Origin of the sequence: Asinibacterium sp. OR53 (genome assembly GCF_000515315.1) — a bacterium.
Classification (GTDB): domain Bacteria; phylum Bacteroidota; class Bacteroidia; order Chitinophagales; family Chitinophagaceae; genus Sediminibacterium.
This window is the reverse complement of the sequence record NZ_KI911562.1, coordinates 1,675,814-1,694,207: the sequence shown is the minus strand read 5'-3', so window position 1 is coordinate 1,694,207 and position 18,394 is coordinate 1,675,814. Positions and strand designations below refer to the sequence as shown.

Genomic DNA, 18,394 nt, shown 5'->3' with positions numbered 1-18,394 from the left:
GCACTAAAACGCCCATCCTTTCTTTCTGCTTCCCAAAATAAATAAAGAAATTTGAACACTGTTTCGTAAACTCATAACAGATTGCTAAACCTTTCTTCACTTATTATCAATTTACCAACATGCCGAAAAAAGTTGTTACCCTCGGAGAAATCATGCTCCGCTTGTCCACCCCTGGCTTTGAGCGTTTTGTACAGGCCGATAGTTTGGATGTAACTTATGGAGGTGGCGAAGCCAATGTGGCCGTTGCCATTTGCAATTATGGACTCAATGGCACATTTGTTACCAAAGTACCTGATAACCCATTGGGACAGGCCGCTATCAATCATATCCGTCGTTATGGTGTAGATACGCAATTCATTGCCCGTGGCGGTAAACGTCTGGGTATCTATTTCCTGGAAACAGGTGCTTCTATGCGTGCTTCACAGGTGGTGTATGACCGTGCCGGCGCTTCTATTTCAGATGTTGAGATCAGCGAATTTGATTTTGATAAGATATTTGAAGGTGCCGACTGGTTCCATACCACTGGTATCACACCTGCATTGAGCGATAAAGCTGCTGCGCTTACCGAAGCTGCTTTGAAAGCGGCCAAAGCCAAAGGCATTACGACCAGCATCGACCTCAACTATCGTAAAAAATTATGGAGCAAAGAAAAAGCCCGTGAAGTGATGACCAGGCTTTGTCAGTATGTAGATGTATGCATTGGTAATGAAGAAGACGCCGAAACCACGCTGGGCTTCGTGAGCAAGGGCACCGATGTTACCAAGGGGGAATTGAACCTCGATGGTTATAAAGATGTGTTCCAGCAGATGAAAGCAAAATTCGGTTTCAAATATATTGCTTCCACCCTTCGGGAAAGCCACAGTGCTTCCGATAACGGATGGAGTGCACTCGTTTACGATGGATCAAGCTTCTATCATACCAGGCAATACGAAGTACGCATCGTTGACCGCGTGGGCAGTGGCGATTCTTTTGCGAGCGGATTCATCTACGGGCTCGTCAGCGGTATGCCTATGAAGGAAGCGGCCGAATTCGGTGTTGCAGCATCTGCGCTGAAACACACCATTCCCGGCGATCTCAACCATGCCACCCTGAACGAAGTGAAAGACCTCATGAAAGGCGATGGCTCCGGAAGGGTTCAACGATAATCTCTACCCGCAAAACGAAGCAACATGATCATAGACAGTTTAGCCAGTGCAGGAAAATACGCATCCATGCATCCGCTTTTCGCCAAAGCTTTTGAGTACATTTCTAAACAGAATCTCGCGTCGCTGGAAACCGGCAAATTCGAGATCGATGGCCAACACCTGAAAGCCATCGTTTCCGATAAACCGGGTGTAACAGCAGCCGAGTCTACTGCCAAATTCGAATGTCACAATAAACACATCGATATACAAGTATGCATCAATGGCCGTGAAACGATCGGCTGGAAACCCAGGGATTCCTGTGTGGACCAACGCGGTGAGTATAACGAAGAAAAAGACGTTGTATTTTATAATGATGCGCCGGATACCTATTTCGAGTTAACCGGTGGCCAGTTCGCCATCTTTTACCCCGAAGACGTGCATGCACCCATGATTGGGGATGGCATGATCAAGAAGCTGGTGATTAAAGTGAAGCTATAATTTGTTAATTACGTCATCCTGAGCGAGCGCAGCGAGTCGAAGGACCTGCTGAACATTCGGGCAGATCCCTCGGCTACGCTCGGGATGACGTGTTGTTTTAGAAAATATACTTGGTACTGAGGAAGTTCGATTCGTGTATTTCTACGATCTCATTCACCAGGTGCTTGTTGCTTTCTGTCAGCTTCGCAGCTACCAATGAACGGATGGAGAATGCACGCAACGCATCAAATACAGATAAAGTTCCTTCGGCGCTGTCTTTTCTTCCGGTGAAAGGAAAGCTATCCGGACCACGCTGGCACTGGCAATTAATATTCACGCGGCTTACCTGGTTCACCAGGGGGTCTATCAGCGAGGCAAGCTCTTTACTTTCATTGCTGAAGAGACTCACCTGTTGACCATGTGTAGACTCGATTAGGTATTCGATGGGTTCATCAAGGCTGTCGAAAGGCACCACGGGAATAAGCGGACCGAACTGCTCTTCGCGATACAGTTTCATCTCTTTACTCACCGGATATAATACAGCCGGGTATACAAAAGACTCCATCGCAGCACCACCGTTTTCATTCATTACTTTGGCACCGTGTTGTTCAGCATTGCGGATACATTCCTGAAGGTAAGCTGGTTTCTGCGGTTCAGGCAGCGGAGTCAATGCTACACCCGCTTCCCAGGGCATACCGAATTTCAATTTGTTCACTGCAGCAGACAATTCTTTTACAAAAGCATCTGCAACACGCTTATGCACGAAGACAATTTTTAACGCAGTACAACGCTGCCCGTTGAAAGAAAGACTACCTAATACAGTTTCCTGTACAGCCAATTTCAGATCGGCATCTTTAGTGATGATGGCAGCGTTCTTGGCATCGAGCCCCAGGATGGCGCGCAGGCGGTTTACTTTGGGATGCAGTTTTTTCAATTCGTTTGCTACCCTGCTGGAACCGATCAGAGTGAGTACATTGATTTTACCTGATTTCATCAATCCGGGTATAATGGTATTACCCCTGCCGTAAATGGTATTTACCACGCCTTTGGGAAAGCATTCTTTAAAAGCATTCAATAAAGGGTAATGCAATAAAGTACCATGTTTGGGAGGTTTGAACAACAGTGTATTACCCATGATGATAGCGGGGATCAGTGTAGTGAAGGTTTCGTTCAGCGGATAGTTGAACGGTCCCATACAAAGCACCACGCCCAGCGGTGAACGGCGTATCTGCGCCACGATACCCTGCTCAATGGTAAAGCGCGATGAATCGCGGTCAACATCTTTCAATGCATCAATGGTGGCATAAATGTATTCAACCGTACGGTCGAATTCTTTTACCGAGTCGGCATAAGATTTACCGATCTCCCACATGATCAGTTTCACTACAATGGATTTCTGTTCCATCATTTTACTGATGAATTTCTCTACACATTGTATGCGGTCGGCCACACTCATGGTAGGCCATTGTCCCCGGCCGTTGTCATAAGCAGCTACTGCTGCATCCAGCGCTTCATACGCTTCCTTCTCTGTACAGACAGGATAAGTGCCGATCAGTTTTCTTTGCAGTCCATTGGGGGTTTTCACGCAGATGGGAGAATATACTTCATGCACGTCTCCGCTCCATTGCTTCATTTCACCGTTAGACAGGTAGAGTCGTTGGTTAATTTCTTCCGCCAGCCTGTATTCGGCAGGGATTTCTTCTTCGGTTACAAAAATGTTTTTCAGTTGCTCGCTAAAACTCATTGCATTCAGGGTTGTTAGATAAAATAAATACGCTATTGCTCAGGTGTCATCGATTGCCATCCGAAATAATTCCTTGCATTGCGGTAGCAAATATCCTGTATGATGGTTCCCACCCATTCAATATCGGCGGGAAGTTCGCCATTTTCAATTTCTTCTCCAAACAGGTTGCAGAGCAGCCTTCTGAAATACTCATGGCGAGGGTACGACAGGAAGCTTCTCGAATCGGTGAGCATGCCCACAAACTTGCTGATGAGTCCCATGTTAGAGAGTGCATTCATTTGTTTGATCATGCCGTCTTTCTGGTCGAGGAACCACCATCCCGATCCGAACTGTATTTTGCCTGCAACCGATCCGTCGTTGAAATTACCGAGCATGGTAGCCATAAGTTCGTTATCAGCGGGGTTGAGGTTGTATATGATCGTCTTGGCCAGTTTGTTGTCGCTGTCCAGTTTGTTGAGGAACGACGACAAAGCCCTTCCCTGTGAAAAATCACCAATCGAATCCCAACCTGTATCGGGCCCGAGTTGCTGCAGCATGCGCGAATTATTGTTACGCATGGCGCCTATGTGAAACTGCTGCACCCATCCTTTTTCCCAATCCCATTCGGCAAAATGCACCAGCATGGCCGATTTGAACTTGCGCTGTTCTGTTTCACTCAGTTGTTTACCTCCATGTATTTTGTTGAAAATACTGTCAATCTCCGATCCGGTGAAGTCTTCTGCATAGAGTTCTTCCAATCCATGATCAGAAACACTGCATCCCGCCGATGCAAAGAAATCATGCCGGCTCTGCAATGCATAAAGGAAATCATCGAAAGAAGAGATGGAGATATTGCTCACCGCCTCCAGCTTTTTCAGGTATTGATTAAACAGTTCCGGCTTAGATACGTTCATGGCATGATCGGGCCGGAATGCAGGCAGGATGGGTATTTCAAAGCCTTCTTCCTTTAATCGTATGTGATACTCCAATGAATCTACGGGATCATCGGTGGTGCAAACCATTTTCACATTCATCCTGCGCAACAGGTTACGCACTGAGTATTCTTTCGTTTGCAGCAATGCCGTGCAGGTATCATAAATTTTGCCGGCCGTCTGCGGATTCAGGATATCATGCACACCAAAATAGCGCTGTAATTCAAGGTGTGTCCAGTGATACAGCGGGTTACGTAAAGTATAAGGAACCGTGGCTGCCCACTGCTCGAATTTTTCTTTATCGCTTTTATTGCCCGTGCAATAACTTTCGTCCACTCCATTCGTACGCATGGCCCTCCACTTGTAGTGATCGCCGTACAACCACACTTGTGTAAGGTTTTTAAACTGAAGGTCTTCTGCAATCTGCTGTTGAGGCAGGTGGCAATGATAATCGATCACGGGCATGGGCTTGGCATACTCGTGATACAGTTGCTGCGCTGTCTTGTTTGACAGCAAAAAATTTTCATCCAAAAATGTTCTCATGCTGGGATTTTATAAAAATTTATACACTCTCTGATCTTTTATCCATAACCGACCGGAGTATATCGCTTGCATCACTGCCGGTTAACATTGCAAGATACATATGTATAGTTTCTGCAAAACCCGGATAGATTGTCAAATCATTACCCCATATTGACTTATCAGACAACAGGGCTTCGAGCCAGCCCGGCTCATCCTGCCGGTTCCAGTAGGCAACAATCAATCCCGCTTTATCGTCTTCCACTTTGTAAGGTGCACCTGGTTTCAGGAACAGCAGGTAAGCCGCAAAGCCAAGCGACATGAGGGTTGGCGCCGATCCGTTTGTCGCAAAATATTTCTCCAGCAAAGGTATATTGCGCATCACCATTTTAGAAGTGTATTGTACCGTGATATTGATCCACAAGTGTTCAATATACGTATTCCTGAAACGGTCGATCACCTGTGAGGCAAAGGTCCGGGCTTCTTCCGTACTGATATTCCCTCCTGCTACCAGGGGTACAATCTCATCCATCATCAGGCCGGCAACAAAAGCTGCAAATGTTTCATCCTGCATCGCTTCTTTCACCGTGGCGAATCCTGCCAGGCAGGCAAGTCCGCAAGAAAAAGTATGGGTACCATTCAACAACCGCAGTTTCAGTTCCCTGAACTTATTAATATCGGGCGCCAGTATTACACCTGCATCTGCTGCACTGAATGATAATATTTTTTTAGTACGTTCTGAACTGGTTTCGATGGCCCACAAGCGATAACATTCTGACATGATCATCAGATCATCCCGATACCCCAATTGCTTTTCCAATGCGGCTGTTTCGGTTGCACCCAGTTTGCCCGGCACAATACGGTCTACCAGTGAATTGCAAAAATCGTTGGCTTCCTGCAACCAGTTACAAAAGTCACGGCTGCATCCTTTCATCTCAGCCAGTTGCAATAAAATAGCTTTCAGTTTATGGGCATTGTCAACGATCAGTTCGGTGGGAATGATCACCATACCGGCCTCTTTACTGCCATTGAATGTTTCAAATCTTTTCAGCAGAAAATGCAACAGTCTGCCCGGAAAAGAAACCGGCCGTTCTGCGTGTGCATCTTCAGGCATCAGGGTAATGCCTACTTCCGTTGTGTTGGAAATGATCACCTGCATGGCTTCGTTCGAAGCGCAGGCCAATATTTCTTCCCATTCTTCCCGCGCAGAAAGTACGCGGCTGATGGCAGTATTCACTACTGTTCTTTCTACCGCTTGTCCATTTTCATAGCCTCGTTCTATCTGCGTGAAAACACCTTCCTGTTGTTTGAATGCATCTGTTCCGCCATTGCTGGTTGATTTTACCACTACGATGCTGCCGTTGAACAGTTGCTGGTTATTCGCTTTGTTGATAAAATAATCCGGCAATCCGCGCAGTAAAACACCTGTTCCAAATTGTAATACTTTCTCGGGGAGTGCTTTTCCCTTTTCCTCTAAAAAGGATCTTGATAATTGCATTTAATCTTTATTTTATGTCTGCTTTGCTTTTCGACCGTCATCCCTAGCTCGTCATCCTGAGCGAGCGAAGCGAGTCGAAGAACGTCATCCCGAGCGCAGCCGAGGGAGCTGCCTGAACCTTCGAGCAGCTCCTTCGACTCGCTTCGCTCGCTCGGGATGACGTTTTTGTTTGGATTTTTATTTTTCTCCTTTCAAAGCCCATTCAGCGATATCCTGCGCCACTTCAAAATTTTGATAATCCGCAGGCAATCTTCTTCCATCGGTATATTCATTGTACACCCAGGGATCGCCTACAGCAAAGACCTTGCCCTTGCCCAATTTCGAAACAGCTACAATATTCTTTCCTTTATGGGTGAGCACCACCTGTGCAGGCGCTTGCACATTGAGGGTAGATAATTCTTTGATGTATACCTGCCTGGCTCTTTTAAATACGGGGTTGCCTGCATTCACCCTGATCATACCCATTTCAAATTGCTTGCCTATTACTTTATTCTCACAGTCTTCATTGAATTGTATTCCAAAATGCGCAGCCAGTTGATTGAGGTGTTTGAATTCTGCGTTGATGCTGTCGTTGCCCATCAGGATCAGTGTGCCACCGGCTTTTACCCAATTGGTGATAGCCGTAATGTCTGCCTGTTCTATGTAATTGGGATGAGGATTTTCTGTAGGAATGTCGGGATCCACAATAATATATACAGATGCTTTTTTCAGGTTATCTGCCGTAGGCGCTGTTTCGAGCGATGCAGTTTTAGCGCCTGTATTCCTGAATACATGGCCCCATAAAGAGAAGCCGCTATTCGCCCAATCTTCCCATATATAATGGAACCGAACCGTATTACCTTCTTTGTTCTTCTTTCTTTCATTATTGAAATAATAATCGAGCAGCACGGTCTTGCCCTTGCCCACGCCGGATTGCTGGTCGGCCAGGTTTTCCATTTCCGCGGCTGCAAGAATAAATGCTCCAACACCTTTGGGGTCGTTGGTTACCACCGGCTCGCCGATATAATAAGCATAACTGCCATCACGGTATGGCGTACCGCCGAGACCGGCTACCTGGCACACTTTGTTCAGGTTAACCTGTCCGTTCTCAACAGTGATAAAGTTTTTGATAATACCATCGAATCCTTTCTTCGCAGCGGTCATGGTAGTTGCATCTGTTGTATAAGCCATCCGCAAGGCTTTCGCAAGGGTATATACGAACATGCAGGAAGCGGAAGCTTCGGGGTAATTGCCTTTTTCATTGGGCTTGTTCAGTACCTGCCACCATATACCGCTGGTTTTATCCTGTACCTGTTTAACGGCTGTGATGTATCGTTGCAGGATGCTGAGTAATTCTTTTCTTCGCGGATGATCTGCCGGGAAATAATCCAGCACATCTACCAGCGCCATACCATACCAGCCCATGGCCCTTCCCCAGAATTGTGATGATTGTCCGTTCGCAGGGTTGGACCATTTTTCTGTTTTGTTTTCATCCCATCCGTGGTACAGCAAGCCTGTTCTGGCATCCCTGGCGTGCTTTTCCATCCATACGAACTGGTTGGCAATATCATCGAAAGCAGAAGGTTCATTGAAACGCTGCGCATATTGCGCGTAAAATGGTTCTCCCATATACAGGCCATCCAGCCACATCTGGTTGGGATATCTTTTCTTGTGCCAAAAGCCGCCTTCTTTAGTACGCGGTTGCCCTGCCAGTTGTTCACGCAGTAGCTGCGCTCCTTTTTTATACTTCTCCTCTTCCAGCACTTCATACAATAACAAGAGGCTGCATCCCGGCTTAACGTTGTCTATATTGTAATCGGCCTGTTTGTAAGTAAGTATTTTGCCATCTTTCTGTACAAACAGGTCCATACTCTTTTGTATGTAATTGAAATATTTTCCTTTGCCCGTACGCAACCACACCTGTTCCATTCCATTCAATACAACACCCTGGTCGTAAGACCATCCTACCGGGTGGCCGGGTTTCATGGCCATGCTGTCGGGCCAGAGATGCATAACAGTTTCAGCCATGCGTTCAGACCAGCGCTGTGCGCCTGCCGAAAGGCTGCTGATCATGAGCAGAAGCGTAAAAAGGTGGAGACGATATTTCATAATTAGCGACAAGTCTACTCAGTTATCAGCACAGAAACTCATCTGTTTACTACTATTTTTACGCAAACGTTCCCGGTATCGATTCCTGCTCGCTTACCCTGTAAATAGTTTAATTTTAAGCTGCTCTATGAAATTTGAAGCAGTTACCATAAAAGATATTGCAAAAGCGCTCGGCCTGTCCACCTCCACCGTTTCGAGGGCGCTCCGCGACAGTTATGAGATCAGCCCCGAAACCAAAAAACAGGTATTGGAATATGCGCAAAAGATCAATTACAGGCCCAATCCCATCGCGCTTAGCCTGAAAGAAAAACGCAGCCATTCCATCGGCATCGTAGTATCTGAAATAGCCAACAACTTTTTTTCGCAGGTGATCAATGGGATAGAATCCATTGCGTATGATCGTGGTTATAATGTGGTCATCACCCAAAGTCACGAATCTTACCACCGCGAGCTGAGCAATGTGCAGTACCTGGCTTCCCGTTCGGTTGACGGGTTACTGATTTCCGTTTCGGCTGAAACGCAGGACCTGCAGCACTTGCAAGGGTTGCATGATAAAGGCTTACCGATCGTTTTTTTCGACAGGGTCGTAGAAAATATTGATACACACAAAGTAACCATCGACAATGCACGCGGCGCTTTCGATGCCACGCATTACCTTTTACAGCACGGGTATCAACAGGTAGCTGCACTGATGAATGCAGAATACCTCTCCATTACCAGGGAAAGGTTGGCGGGTTATAAAAATGCGCTGAACAAAAACGGGCGCTCCTTCGATCCGGATCTCGTACAATATTGTCGGCACGGCGGACTGGATTACGAAGAAGTGGAACAAGCGCTGGATCAGCTTTTTAGCCAACAAAAAAAACCTGATGCTATTTTTGGCGGCTCCGATACACTGACCACCAATTGCCTTCGTTATTTAAAAGCACATAATATCCGCATGCCCGAAGACATCGGGCTCATCGGTTTCTCCAATATAGACCTGAGCGAATTGCTTTCGCCCTCTTTATCGGTGGTACGCCAACCTGCCTTTGAAATAGGCAAGCTGGCTACCAGCCTTTTACTGGAGTTGATCGAAAGCAAGCGTCCTGTAAAAACTTTCAACACACAAGTGCTATCTCCCAGTTTGCTCATCGGCGAATCATCTCAACGCATAAAAAAGGCCAAAAAATTGTAACAGCTCTTTTTAAAAGCGGATGTTCATACCTATGCTAACACTATAATCTGCAAATGCCGCATCGCCTTGTGCATACGTGCCTGTTATATCTGTTTTGATCATGTCCGGCACGCTCTGTGTGCGGTCGCGCTTAACAGCCACCGGCACATACGCATACAGGCTCATCTTTTTGAACGCATACGTAACGCCCGGCTCTACCGAAACTACATATCCCGGCCTCCTGAATCCATTGCTGCCACCAACCAGGTCTTTTGCAGGAACGCATTCTTTGCGAATACCTCCTGATAATGTGAACCTATTAACCTGAAAATTTGCTCCTAACCTGTACATGTATTGATCCGGTACACTCATCACATCGCTTCCATAAGCAACTGCAGTTGGGCTAGGTGTTCCACCCCTTGCTGTAGATACGCCATTTTGTTCTCTAGGGTTGATGAGATAATAAAAATTACCATAGAGGTTCACACGATGTGATAAGTTGTAATAAGCATTCAGCTCTGTAGTAAAGCCTGTGCCGCCATCGCCCAATTGTATGGACTGGTCAACAGGACCGTACACCGTAACACCAGGCGTTGCAGTGTAAAATTTATCCTGGTATTTGTAATCGCCGGTAGGCAGTTTGATGCCCAACCCTGCCTGCGCGTTGAAGCGGTGGTGACTGGCAGGATCCAGTATCCAGGCGTATGCAGTGAATCGCACGTCGCCCATACCGAAAGATTTGGTGGTATGTCTTTCTTTACCGCCATGTTCATACAAAGAAGAGCGTTCATTGTACAATATGGGCATATTGAATGCCAGCGACCATCTTTTATCGAGTATGCGGGTAAGTGTAAGGTCCAGTGCGTAGGAATGATTGATCACTTCCGTGCCATTTGCTATGCGCTGCGGCTGTTCCTGTGTACCCACAAAATGGCGGAAAGATTTGAAATACCGGTTGTTGGCATTGAACATCCATTTGCTTTCTGTAGTATCTGCGCCGGTATGTTCCATCATGCACATGCCGCCGATGCTGCGGATGGCTACGCAGCCTTGTGAAGAGGCTTGCACGGAAATAAGCAGTACGCTAATAGTGAATATGAGTATAGGTTTCACAATAAGTAGTTTAGTTTGTAAATAATAATAAGGCCGACTTATTTTTTCATCTTCAGCCGATCAACGATGAGGTCACCCACCATCTTGCCGTATTTCGTACTTACGATGCAGGAGTTGTGATAATGAAGACCTCCGTAAAAGCGGGCCCAGTTATTTTCTTCTGCTGCATCACGGAAAGATTTGTACGAGCGGTTGGCAATACCGAATTCCAGTTCGGTAGAATCGGTATAGGCGAGATGATCACCGAACACGCTGGTCAACGCTTCTGCCGCAGCTGAAGAAATAGTGGAATGCCCGCAAGTATATTCCGGGAAAGCAGGTGTTTGTAAATAGGGGCGCCAATTGGGATCGAAATATTTATTGATCACCGTTTCGGGCCTTACGGTGTTGTATAAGTATTTAGCATCCCAACAGTGTATGAATGCATCGAACAAAGCAATGCTGGTTTTTGCAAAAGCACAAACAGCCGTGGCAAAATCTGCTTTAGCTGTTTGAGCAGCAATACCTGTAATGCTCATCCAGTGTCCCGGCGGTGAAAACTTCTTGGTGCTGAACATCACATGGCCGGAGACATTCATTTTAAATGGATTGTCATCCCAGAAAGCAGCGATATGTTTTTGTTCATCATTCAGGCTGTCTACTGCCTGTTTGATCATCATTACATTGCGGTAATACTCACTGTTCTTGTCTTTGATATCAAACTTAGGCGGATGCACCGGCCGGAACTGGCTGGCACTGTCGAGTACCATGGTACGTATTTCCATCCAGTGAGGCTCTGCTGCCTGGGCATACATGGGTGGTGTAGGCACCCAACGTCCCGGGCTATCGATGACGGTGTATTTTTCTCCACTTCTTGTCTGGGCATAATTATCTCCCTTACTCCATGCTAAAATAGCATTGCCTACTGCTTGTGCATACGCTTCGGAGTTTGCAAGCATTGCCTTTGGCATACCATGATCCTTCGCCATTTTTTTCAGACTGTCTACATACAATTGCATACTGCCCTCCGGGAAAGTAACGGCTTCTCCAACTTTACAATACGCCAGCAAAGCTGCATAAGGGAAATCAATCTCTTTACCGGCCTCCGGCCCGGGAACGGATTTCAATCCTTTTAGTTGTCCGGCCAGTGACTGATATTGATTGGGGGCGCCCGCAGCTATGACTTCATAACCAGCGATAGCCGCATATGCATAATTACGTGAAGCTACAACAGGGTTAAAATTATTCCCCATTACCACTGTATTCAATTCATATACAGTTCTGGAATACAAGCCGGGGTTATGTATGATGGTTTGATAATCCTTTTGCTGATTACAAGACACAAAAAAAAATGCGGCAACCGCAATACCGATGATTTGTTTCATAATAACATAGAATTAAAATAGGTAACATCTCCCTGCCAGAGGAGATGTTACATTGCTTAATAACATCGTCTATAAAATCAAGCAATGTCCGGCGGCTGTTCTGCTACCGGTAAAAAACACTGTATCGTACCAACAGCACGATCTGTAAATGTACATTCAGATGCAGGATTGAATGGGCAAAGATGCCATTCATTGTCCTGGTTGAAATATTCTGTTGTAAGAAACTTAAATGCGAGAGAATTGGCACCCTGTTTTTTTGCTCCCTGAGGCGCATGCGTGAGGTCATAAGCCAACTTGAAAAATTCATCCCTGGCATTCTGGATACCTGTTTTAATGGTATTGGGAATACAAGCCAGTTCAAGTGAATCTTTGTAAAAACGCCGTTTAACATAGCTGTAATTCACACCATTGATGACGATGTTTCCATCTACCCTTTCAAAGGTTTCTGAATTGGTGCCATAAGGTAATGGAGCGACTATTTTAAGGTAGATCAGGTCTTGTTCGCTGTAATCGCTCTTGTCCAGCTGAGATCGCAATTGTGCATCCGCCCTTGTTTCCAGGTAATCGGTAAGCAATCGGTGGCCTCCCCAATTGAACACCAGCATAGCCAGTAGCAGTATGGCAGCAATCTTCTTCACTATGTGTAAATATAACACAAATTCTATTTCACCGTAAAGATTTTCTTTTCCGGCCCTACCCCTTTGATCGTAAGACTTTTCCAGCTTTTCGGCAAGCTGGAAGATACTTGCCGGATACCGGATGGAGTGATATCCAGTCCGCCGAAACCCATCAATATGCTTTGAATGATGCCACCAGCTCCTGTTGCGAAATAAGGGTTGGTACCGCCCCTGGTTTCAGCCAGTACACGAAAAGGCGGATTCAGGTTGGGCAGATAAGCATCTTTGAAAAAATGATAGGCTTTTTCCCCGTCTCCTAACCGGGCATACAATAAAGTAAATATGGCTTGTGTCATGGCGGGCGTACCCTGCTCCGGTACCCTTGTTTCATAATATTTCAGGTCTTTCCGGATTTGCCGCACATCTGTTACCTCCTTCAGCGGATATGCCAACAGGTTCACATCGGCCTGCTTGATCCCTTCGCCATGATAAGCGGCATGTTCTTTTGTTACCCCATTGTCCATTTTAAGAATGGGGATATTATCGGCTACCTGTTTCCAATCACTGTTGGCTTGAACACCTAATATTTTCGCGGCCTCTGTGGCATATTGCAGGTTGGCTTTCGCAGCCGCATTGGTCCATGCATTGTTGTCTACATTCTCTGCCCACTCGTCTGCCGCCACCACATTTTTGATTTCGTATTTGCCAGGGCCATTTCTTTCTACGCGGCTCGCCCAGAAATCTGCCGTTTCTTTCAGTACGGGCCATCCTTTTTCTTTCAGCCATTCCTTGTCTTGTGTAACACAATAATAATTCCATGCCGCAATGCCTACACAGGCAGTGATATGGTGTTCAAAAGGTCCGCTCAATGCCCATACCGGCGTTTCTTCCACACCACTTGCCGCACTTTCCCAGGGGAACATCGCCCCTTTGTATCCATGATTGAAAGCGTTGCGCCGCGCGGCTTCCAGCCTCCTGTAACGATATTCTACCAGGCTCCTCGCCATTTCAGGATGCAATACCAGTATGGAAGGATACATCCACAATTCTGTGTCCCAGAAAACATGCCCGTTGTAACCCAATCCCGACAGCCCCATAGGCGATGGACTCAGGTCGGTTCCTTCTCTCACAAAAGAATAGAGATGATAGAGCATGCTGTGAATGTCCTGCTGCGCCTGCGCATCTCCTTCTACTTCTATATCGCTTTGCCATAAAGCATCCCATGCCTTGTTGTGAAAACCTATCAACCTTTCCCTTCCTTCCAGCTTGGCAAAGATGGTCATACGCTCGGCCTCGTTCAGCGGATCGTCGTGATGAGCCGATGTAATGGAAGTGCCCGCAATAGAAAAGTGATAAGTCTCTCCTGCTTTGATCTGCTTGCTGAATTTGATCAGGTGCATATTGTTATCCCACATTTCATGTATTACTCTGGGTTCCTGTCCATGTGTTTCACTAAAAAGAAAAGTATTGGATGCACACATGAGCAATTTGCCGGTAGGGCTCTTAGCAGAAGAGGTCAATAACCCAATGACCACATGCGGTCTGTCTATTTCATTATAATAATTTTGTACTTCTTTCAATGCATCGGGCGCTTCCATGACACTGGCACTGGTGATGCTGATGTCTTTCTTTGCCGTAATCGATACATCCATTAATACTGTAAACGGCAAATGGCGAAGGGAATAATAAGTATAAGAGATATCGGCTTTATCCTGGTAGCTGAAAACAGTAGTAAAGCCCGCATGCCGCATATCGAGTTCTTGCCGCATATGCTGTGCGTCTGCTGCACCGATGCGATGGCCATCGATATCCATTTGCATATTCAACAGGTTAAAACTTCTCAGGAAATTGCTGACCCTTCCCCGTCCATACAGATCATAAGCGCCGGCCAGCACCACATCTTTTACTTTAAAAGGTTCGGCTGAAGAAACAATACCGATCATACCATTAGCCACCGTTACACCATAGTAGGAAGCCGGATCTATTTTATCGGCTGTAATTTTCCATGCATCTGCCGTTTGGCCTGCTACCCGCCCTGTTAAACAGCCAAGCGATAAGAGTGTCAATAATATTATACGACGTTTCATATTCATCCAGTTAGTGTACGCTAAAATTTCTTCAAAAGATAGCAATTTTATAGGATTTATACCTATCTTCTGCAAGTAAACCAGCTTAACTGCAACGTGTTTGCGCCCTGCACCGTCTAATGAAACGCATGATGAAACATATACTCCTCTATGTTGCTTTATCTTTTTTTGTCCTCTCGTGTAAACAAAAGCAATCCCTGTTCCGGGAAATAGACCCCGAAAAAAGCGGTATCCATTTCAACAACCTCATCGTGGAAAACGACACGTTGAATGTAATGAACTATGAATATATCTATAACGGAGGAGGTGTAGGCGTAGGTGATTTCAACAACGATGGTTTGCCGGATATTTATTTTACAGGCAACAGGGTTCCCAATAAACTATACCTCAATAAAGGTGGGATGAAATTTGAGGATGTAACGGAGGCCGCGGGGGTAGGCGGCAATCAAAAATGGTGCAAAGGGGTAAGTGTGATAGACATCAATAACGATGGATTAATGGACCTCTATGTATGTGCATCTGTTTTGCTTCCGGCATCCGAAAGGAAGAACCTGTTGTATATCAACCAGGGCGTTGATAAAAAAACCGGTATTCCTGTTTTCAAAGAAGAGGCGGCGGAATACGGGCTGGCCGACTCGGCCGGTACGCAAATGGCGGCTTTTTTCGATTATGACAACGATGGCGACCTGGATGTGTATTTACTGGTGAATGAACTGGACGGAACCTATCCCAATGAATTCCGTCCGATCAGGAAAGATGGCAGCTGGCCCAATACCGATAAATTATTACGTAACGAATGGAACGACAGCTTGAAACATCCCGTATTCACCGATGTTTCAAAAGAGGCGGGCATTCTGATCGAAGGTTATGGACTGGGAGTTAATATTACCGATATCAATAACGATGGATGGAAAGACATTTATGTAAGCAACGATTATCTTTCCAACAACCATTTATACATCAACAATAAAAACGGAACCTTCACCGACAAAAGCAGTGAATATTTTAAACACACCAGTAAAAACGCCATGGGCAATGATGTTGCCGATATCAATAACGACGGCCTGCCGGATATTATTGAAATGGATATGGCGCCCGCAGGCAATTACAGGTTGAAAACAATGATGAACGATATCTCGTACCAGACCTTTCAAAACTTTGCACAGTATGGTTACATGCACCAATATCCGCGCAACACGCTGCAATTGAACCTGGGGCCGAGGCCGCTGGAAGACGGCTCGGCCGGACCTCCGGCATTCAGCGAGATCGCTTATTATGCCGGGGTTGCCCATACCGACTGGAGCTGGGCGCCCCTGGCTATTGATGTAGATAATGACGGCTTCAGAGATCTGCTCATCTCCAATGGATTGCCGAAAGATATGTCGGACCTTGATTTTATTGCATACCGGAAATCGCCCGTGGCCAACACACCCCGTTCGGAAATGTTGAAACAACTGCCATCGGTCAAGGTCAGCAACTATATCTTCCATAACAATGGCAACCTCAGTTTTGCCGATAAAACCAAAGAGTGGGGATGGGATATTCCTACTTTTTCCGCAGGAATGGCTTATGCAGATTTCGACGGCGACGGCGACATAGATGTGGTCATTAACAATACCAATATGGAGGCCACATTGCTCGAGAATACTTTGAATGATCACAAAGACAATAAGCATAATTTTCTACGCATACAACTACGCGGCGACACGTTGAACAGGAATGGTCTCGGAGCCACTATCCGGCTGCACTACCAGGATAAACAACAATTTTACGAGTACACCCCCTACCGTGGTTATATGTCGAGCGTTGAAAACATTGCGCACTTCGGTGTTGGCAGCACTTCGATCATAGATTCAGTAGTAGTGACCTGGCCGAATGGAAAAAAACAAGTACAACAACGTGTTCCTGTTAATCAAACACTGACCATCAATAGTAAAAATGCCGACCGGCAAGCCGCTCCTTTTGGCTATAGCTCACCGCCAGGCTGGTTTACCGATATTACTGCAAAGACGGGCATACATTTCCTTTCTTCCGAAGCAGATTTTATCGACTTCAATATCCAGCGTTTGATCCCTCATAAACTATCGCAATACGGTCCGCCGCTGGCAGCCGGCGATGTGAACGGCGATGGTTTGCAAGACCTGTTGATAGGCGGTGGCTCGCCTAATTATGCCACCCTGTTCATACAAAAACCGGATGGTTCTTTCTATCAACGAAAATTTACAGATACAACTGATCTGAAATACCAGGATGATGCAGGCATCTGTTTGTTCGATGCAGATGGAGATGGCGACCTGGATGTGTACATTGCCAGTGGCGGCAGTGAAAACCCGCCCGGGTCAAAAGTGTATGCAGACCATTTTTACATTAATGACGGGAAAGGAAATTTCAAAGAATATCCATCCGCATTTCCCATCAACCTCACAGCAAAAAGTTGTGTAAAAGCAATAGATTTCGACAACGACGGCGACCTGGATCTTTTTGTTGGAGGAAGGGTATTACCCGGCAGTTATCCCAGTCCTGTTAGCAGTTATATCTACCGGAACGACAGCAAGGATGGAAAGATCATATTCACCGACGTTACGAAAGAAGTGGCGCCCGCATTACAAAACATAGGCATGGTAAGCGATGCCCTCTGGACCGATATAGACAATGACGGGATGCCGGACCTTATTGTTGTTGGTGAATGGATGCCAGTAACCATCCTGAAAAACAATAAAGGCAAATTCTCTATTGTTTCTTCTCCGCTTCAAAATACAACGGGATGGTGGAACAGTATTACTGCAACGGATATCGACAATGATGGAGACATGGATTATGTGCTGGGAAATTTTGGCACGAACGGTTTCCTGAAACCTTCGGAACAGTTCCCCATCCGGGCTTATGCCAAGGATTTCGATAACAATGGAAGCTATGATGCGCTATTCAGTACATACCTTCCTTCGGGTATTGATGAAACGATAAAGGAATATCCCATAGCCAGTCGTGATGAGCTCATCAAAGAGATCAGCATGATGAAAGAACGATTCCCCAACTATGCATCTTATGCCCGTACCGAGATGAAAAATATTTTCTCCGAACAGGAGCTTACAGGTGCATTGCAGCTATCGGTCAATAGTTTCCAGTCTTGCTGGATAGAGAACAAGGGAAATTTCCAGTTCGTACTGCATACGTTACCTCCACAGGCGCAATGGGCACCCTTGTATGGTATGGTTACCAATGATTTCGATGGCGATGGGAACATGGATATTTTGCTGAATGGCAATGAATTCTCCATGGCGCCTCCACTTGGGCGATATGATGCATTAAACGGACTTTTATTGAAAGGCGACGGGAAAGGGAATTTTTCTCCTCTTTCGCTGTTAGAGAGTGGTATTTACATACCGGGTAATGGAAAAGCACTGATACAATTGGTATCCAATAACAAACTAACCATTGCGGCAGCACAAAATGCCTCCTGGCTCAAATGCTTTCAATCCCGGCATCAAAACAATAAGATCGTTCCATTACTACCCGACGATGCATTTGCTATGGTAGCGCTAAAAAATGGACGGAGAAGGAAAGAAGAGTTTGGATTCGGGTCATCCTTTTTGTCGCAGTCGGGAAGATTTATTATGCTCAATCCATCCATTCAATCGGTTGAAATTGTCAATAACAAAAAACAAAAAAGAGTCATTACCAATTAAGTTGCTTCCA

At 45.9% G+C, this 18,394-nt stretch carries 12 protein-coding genes; 4 read left to right on the top strand and 8 right to left on the bottom strand.

Annotation, left to right across the window (positions count from 1 at the left end; genetic code table 11):
* The first annotated feature begins 119 nt into the window (after positions 1–119).
* Both SEDOR53_RS0107610 and SEDOR53_RS0107605 read left to right on the top strand, forming a co-directional pair.
* Positions 120–1,145 (top strand): sugar kinase, encoded by a 1,026-nt coding sequence (locus SEDOR53_RS0107610; protein WP_026769187.1) that lies wholly within the window; start codon positions 120–122, stop codon positions 1,143–1,145.
* A 24-nt stretch (positions 1,146–1,169) separates the two neighbouring features.
* Positions 1,170–1,622, top strand: a complete 453-nt coding sequence (locus SEDOR53_RS0107605) for a YhcH/YjgK/YiaL family protein (RefSeq protein WP_026769186.1) — start codon at positions 1,170–1,172, stop codon at positions 1,620–1,622.
* Between the two features lie 97 nt (positions 1,623–1,719).
* Here SEDOR53_RS0107605 and SEDOR53_RS0107600 read toward each other — a convergent pair whose 3' ends face one another.
* The 4 genes from SEDOR53_RS0107600 to SEDOR53_RS0107585 form a co-directional block, all read right to left on the bottom strand.
* The gene (locus SEDOR53_RS0107600; RefSeq protein ID WP_026769185.1) at positions 1,720–3,345 is read right to left on the bottom strand and encodes an NADP-dependent glyceraldehyde-3-phosphate dehydrogenase; all 1,626 of its coding nucleotides are present in this window, start codon (positions 3,343–3,345) and stop codon (positions 1,720–1,722) included.
* 32 nt (positions 3,346–3,377) lie between these two features.
* Positions 3,378–4,799 (bottom strand): glucuronate isomerase, encoded by a 1,422-nt coding sequence (gene uxaC, locus SEDOR53_RS0107595; protein WP_026769184.1) that lies wholly within the window; start codon positions 4,797–4,799, stop codon positions 3,378–3,380.
* Between the two features lie 19 nt (positions 4,800–4,818).
* Complete coding sequence (locus tag SEDOR53_RS0107590) at positions 4,819–6,273, bottom strand: tagaturonate reductase (protein WP_026769183.1); 1,455 nt, start codon at positions 6,271–6,273, stop codon at positions 4,819–4,821.
* Positions 6,274–6,450: 177 nt separating this feature from the next.
* Complete coding sequence (locus SEDOR53_RS0107585; RefSeq protein ID WP_037360783.1) at positions 6,451–8,361, bottom strand: DUF4350 domain-containing protein; 1,911 nt, start codon at positions 8,359–8,361, stop codon at positions 6,451–6,453.
* A gap of 127 nt (positions 8,362–8,488) precedes the next feature.
* Between SEDOR53_RS0107585 and SEDOR53_RS0107580 the strand changes: the two genes are divergently transcribed.
* Positions 8,489–9,538, top strand: coding sequence for a LacI family DNA-binding transcriptional regulator (locus SEDOR53_RS0107580; protein ID WP_026769181.1), 1,050 nt, complete (start codon positions 8,489–8,491; stop codon positions 9,536–9,538).
* Positions 9,539–9,547: 9 nt separating this feature from the next.
* Here the strand turns inward: SEDOR53_RS0107580 and SEDOR53_RS0107575 are convergent, their stop codons facing one another.
* The 4 genes from SEDOR53_RS0107575 to SEDOR53_RS0107560 form a co-directional block, all read right to left on the bottom strand.
* Entirely contained in the window at positions 9,548–10,630 is a 1,083-nt protein-coding gene (locus tag SEDOR53_RS0107575) for a transporter (protein ID WP_026769180.1), read from the bottom strand.
* Positions 10,631–10,668: 38 nt separating this feature from the next.
* On the bottom strand, positions 10,669–11,994 hold the full coding sequence (locus SEDOR53_RS0107570; RefSeq protein WP_026769179.1) for a vanadium-dependent haloperoxidase: 1,326 nt from the start codon (positions 11,992–11,994) through the stop codon (positions 10,669–10,671).
* Positions 11,995–12,071: 77 nt separating this feature from the next.
* Entirely contained in the window at positions 12,072–12,632 is a 561-nt protein-coding gene (locus SEDOR53_RS0107565) for a hypothetical protein (RefSeq protein WP_026769178.1), read from the bottom strand.
* A 23-nt stretch (positions 12,633–12,655) separates the two neighbouring features.
* Positions 12,656–14,698, bottom strand: a complete 2,043-nt coding sequence (locus SEDOR53_RS0107560; RefSeq protein ID WP_026769177.1) for a glycoside hydrolase family 65 protein — start codon at positions 14,696–14,698, stop codon at positions 12,656–12,658.
* A 128-nt stretch (positions 14,699–14,826) separates the two neighbouring features.
* On the opposite strand from SEDOR53_RS0107560, the gene SEDOR53_RS0107555 reads away from it, so the two are divergent.
* Positions 14,827–18,384 carry a VCBS repeat-containing protein gene (locus tag SEDOR53_RS0107555; protein WP_037361798.1) on the top strand — a complete coding sequence of 1,186 codons (3,558 nt, stop codon included), beginning with the start codon at positions 14,827–14,829 and terminating at the stop codon, positions 18,382–18,384.
* Positions 18,385–18,394: the final 10 nt, after the last annotated feature.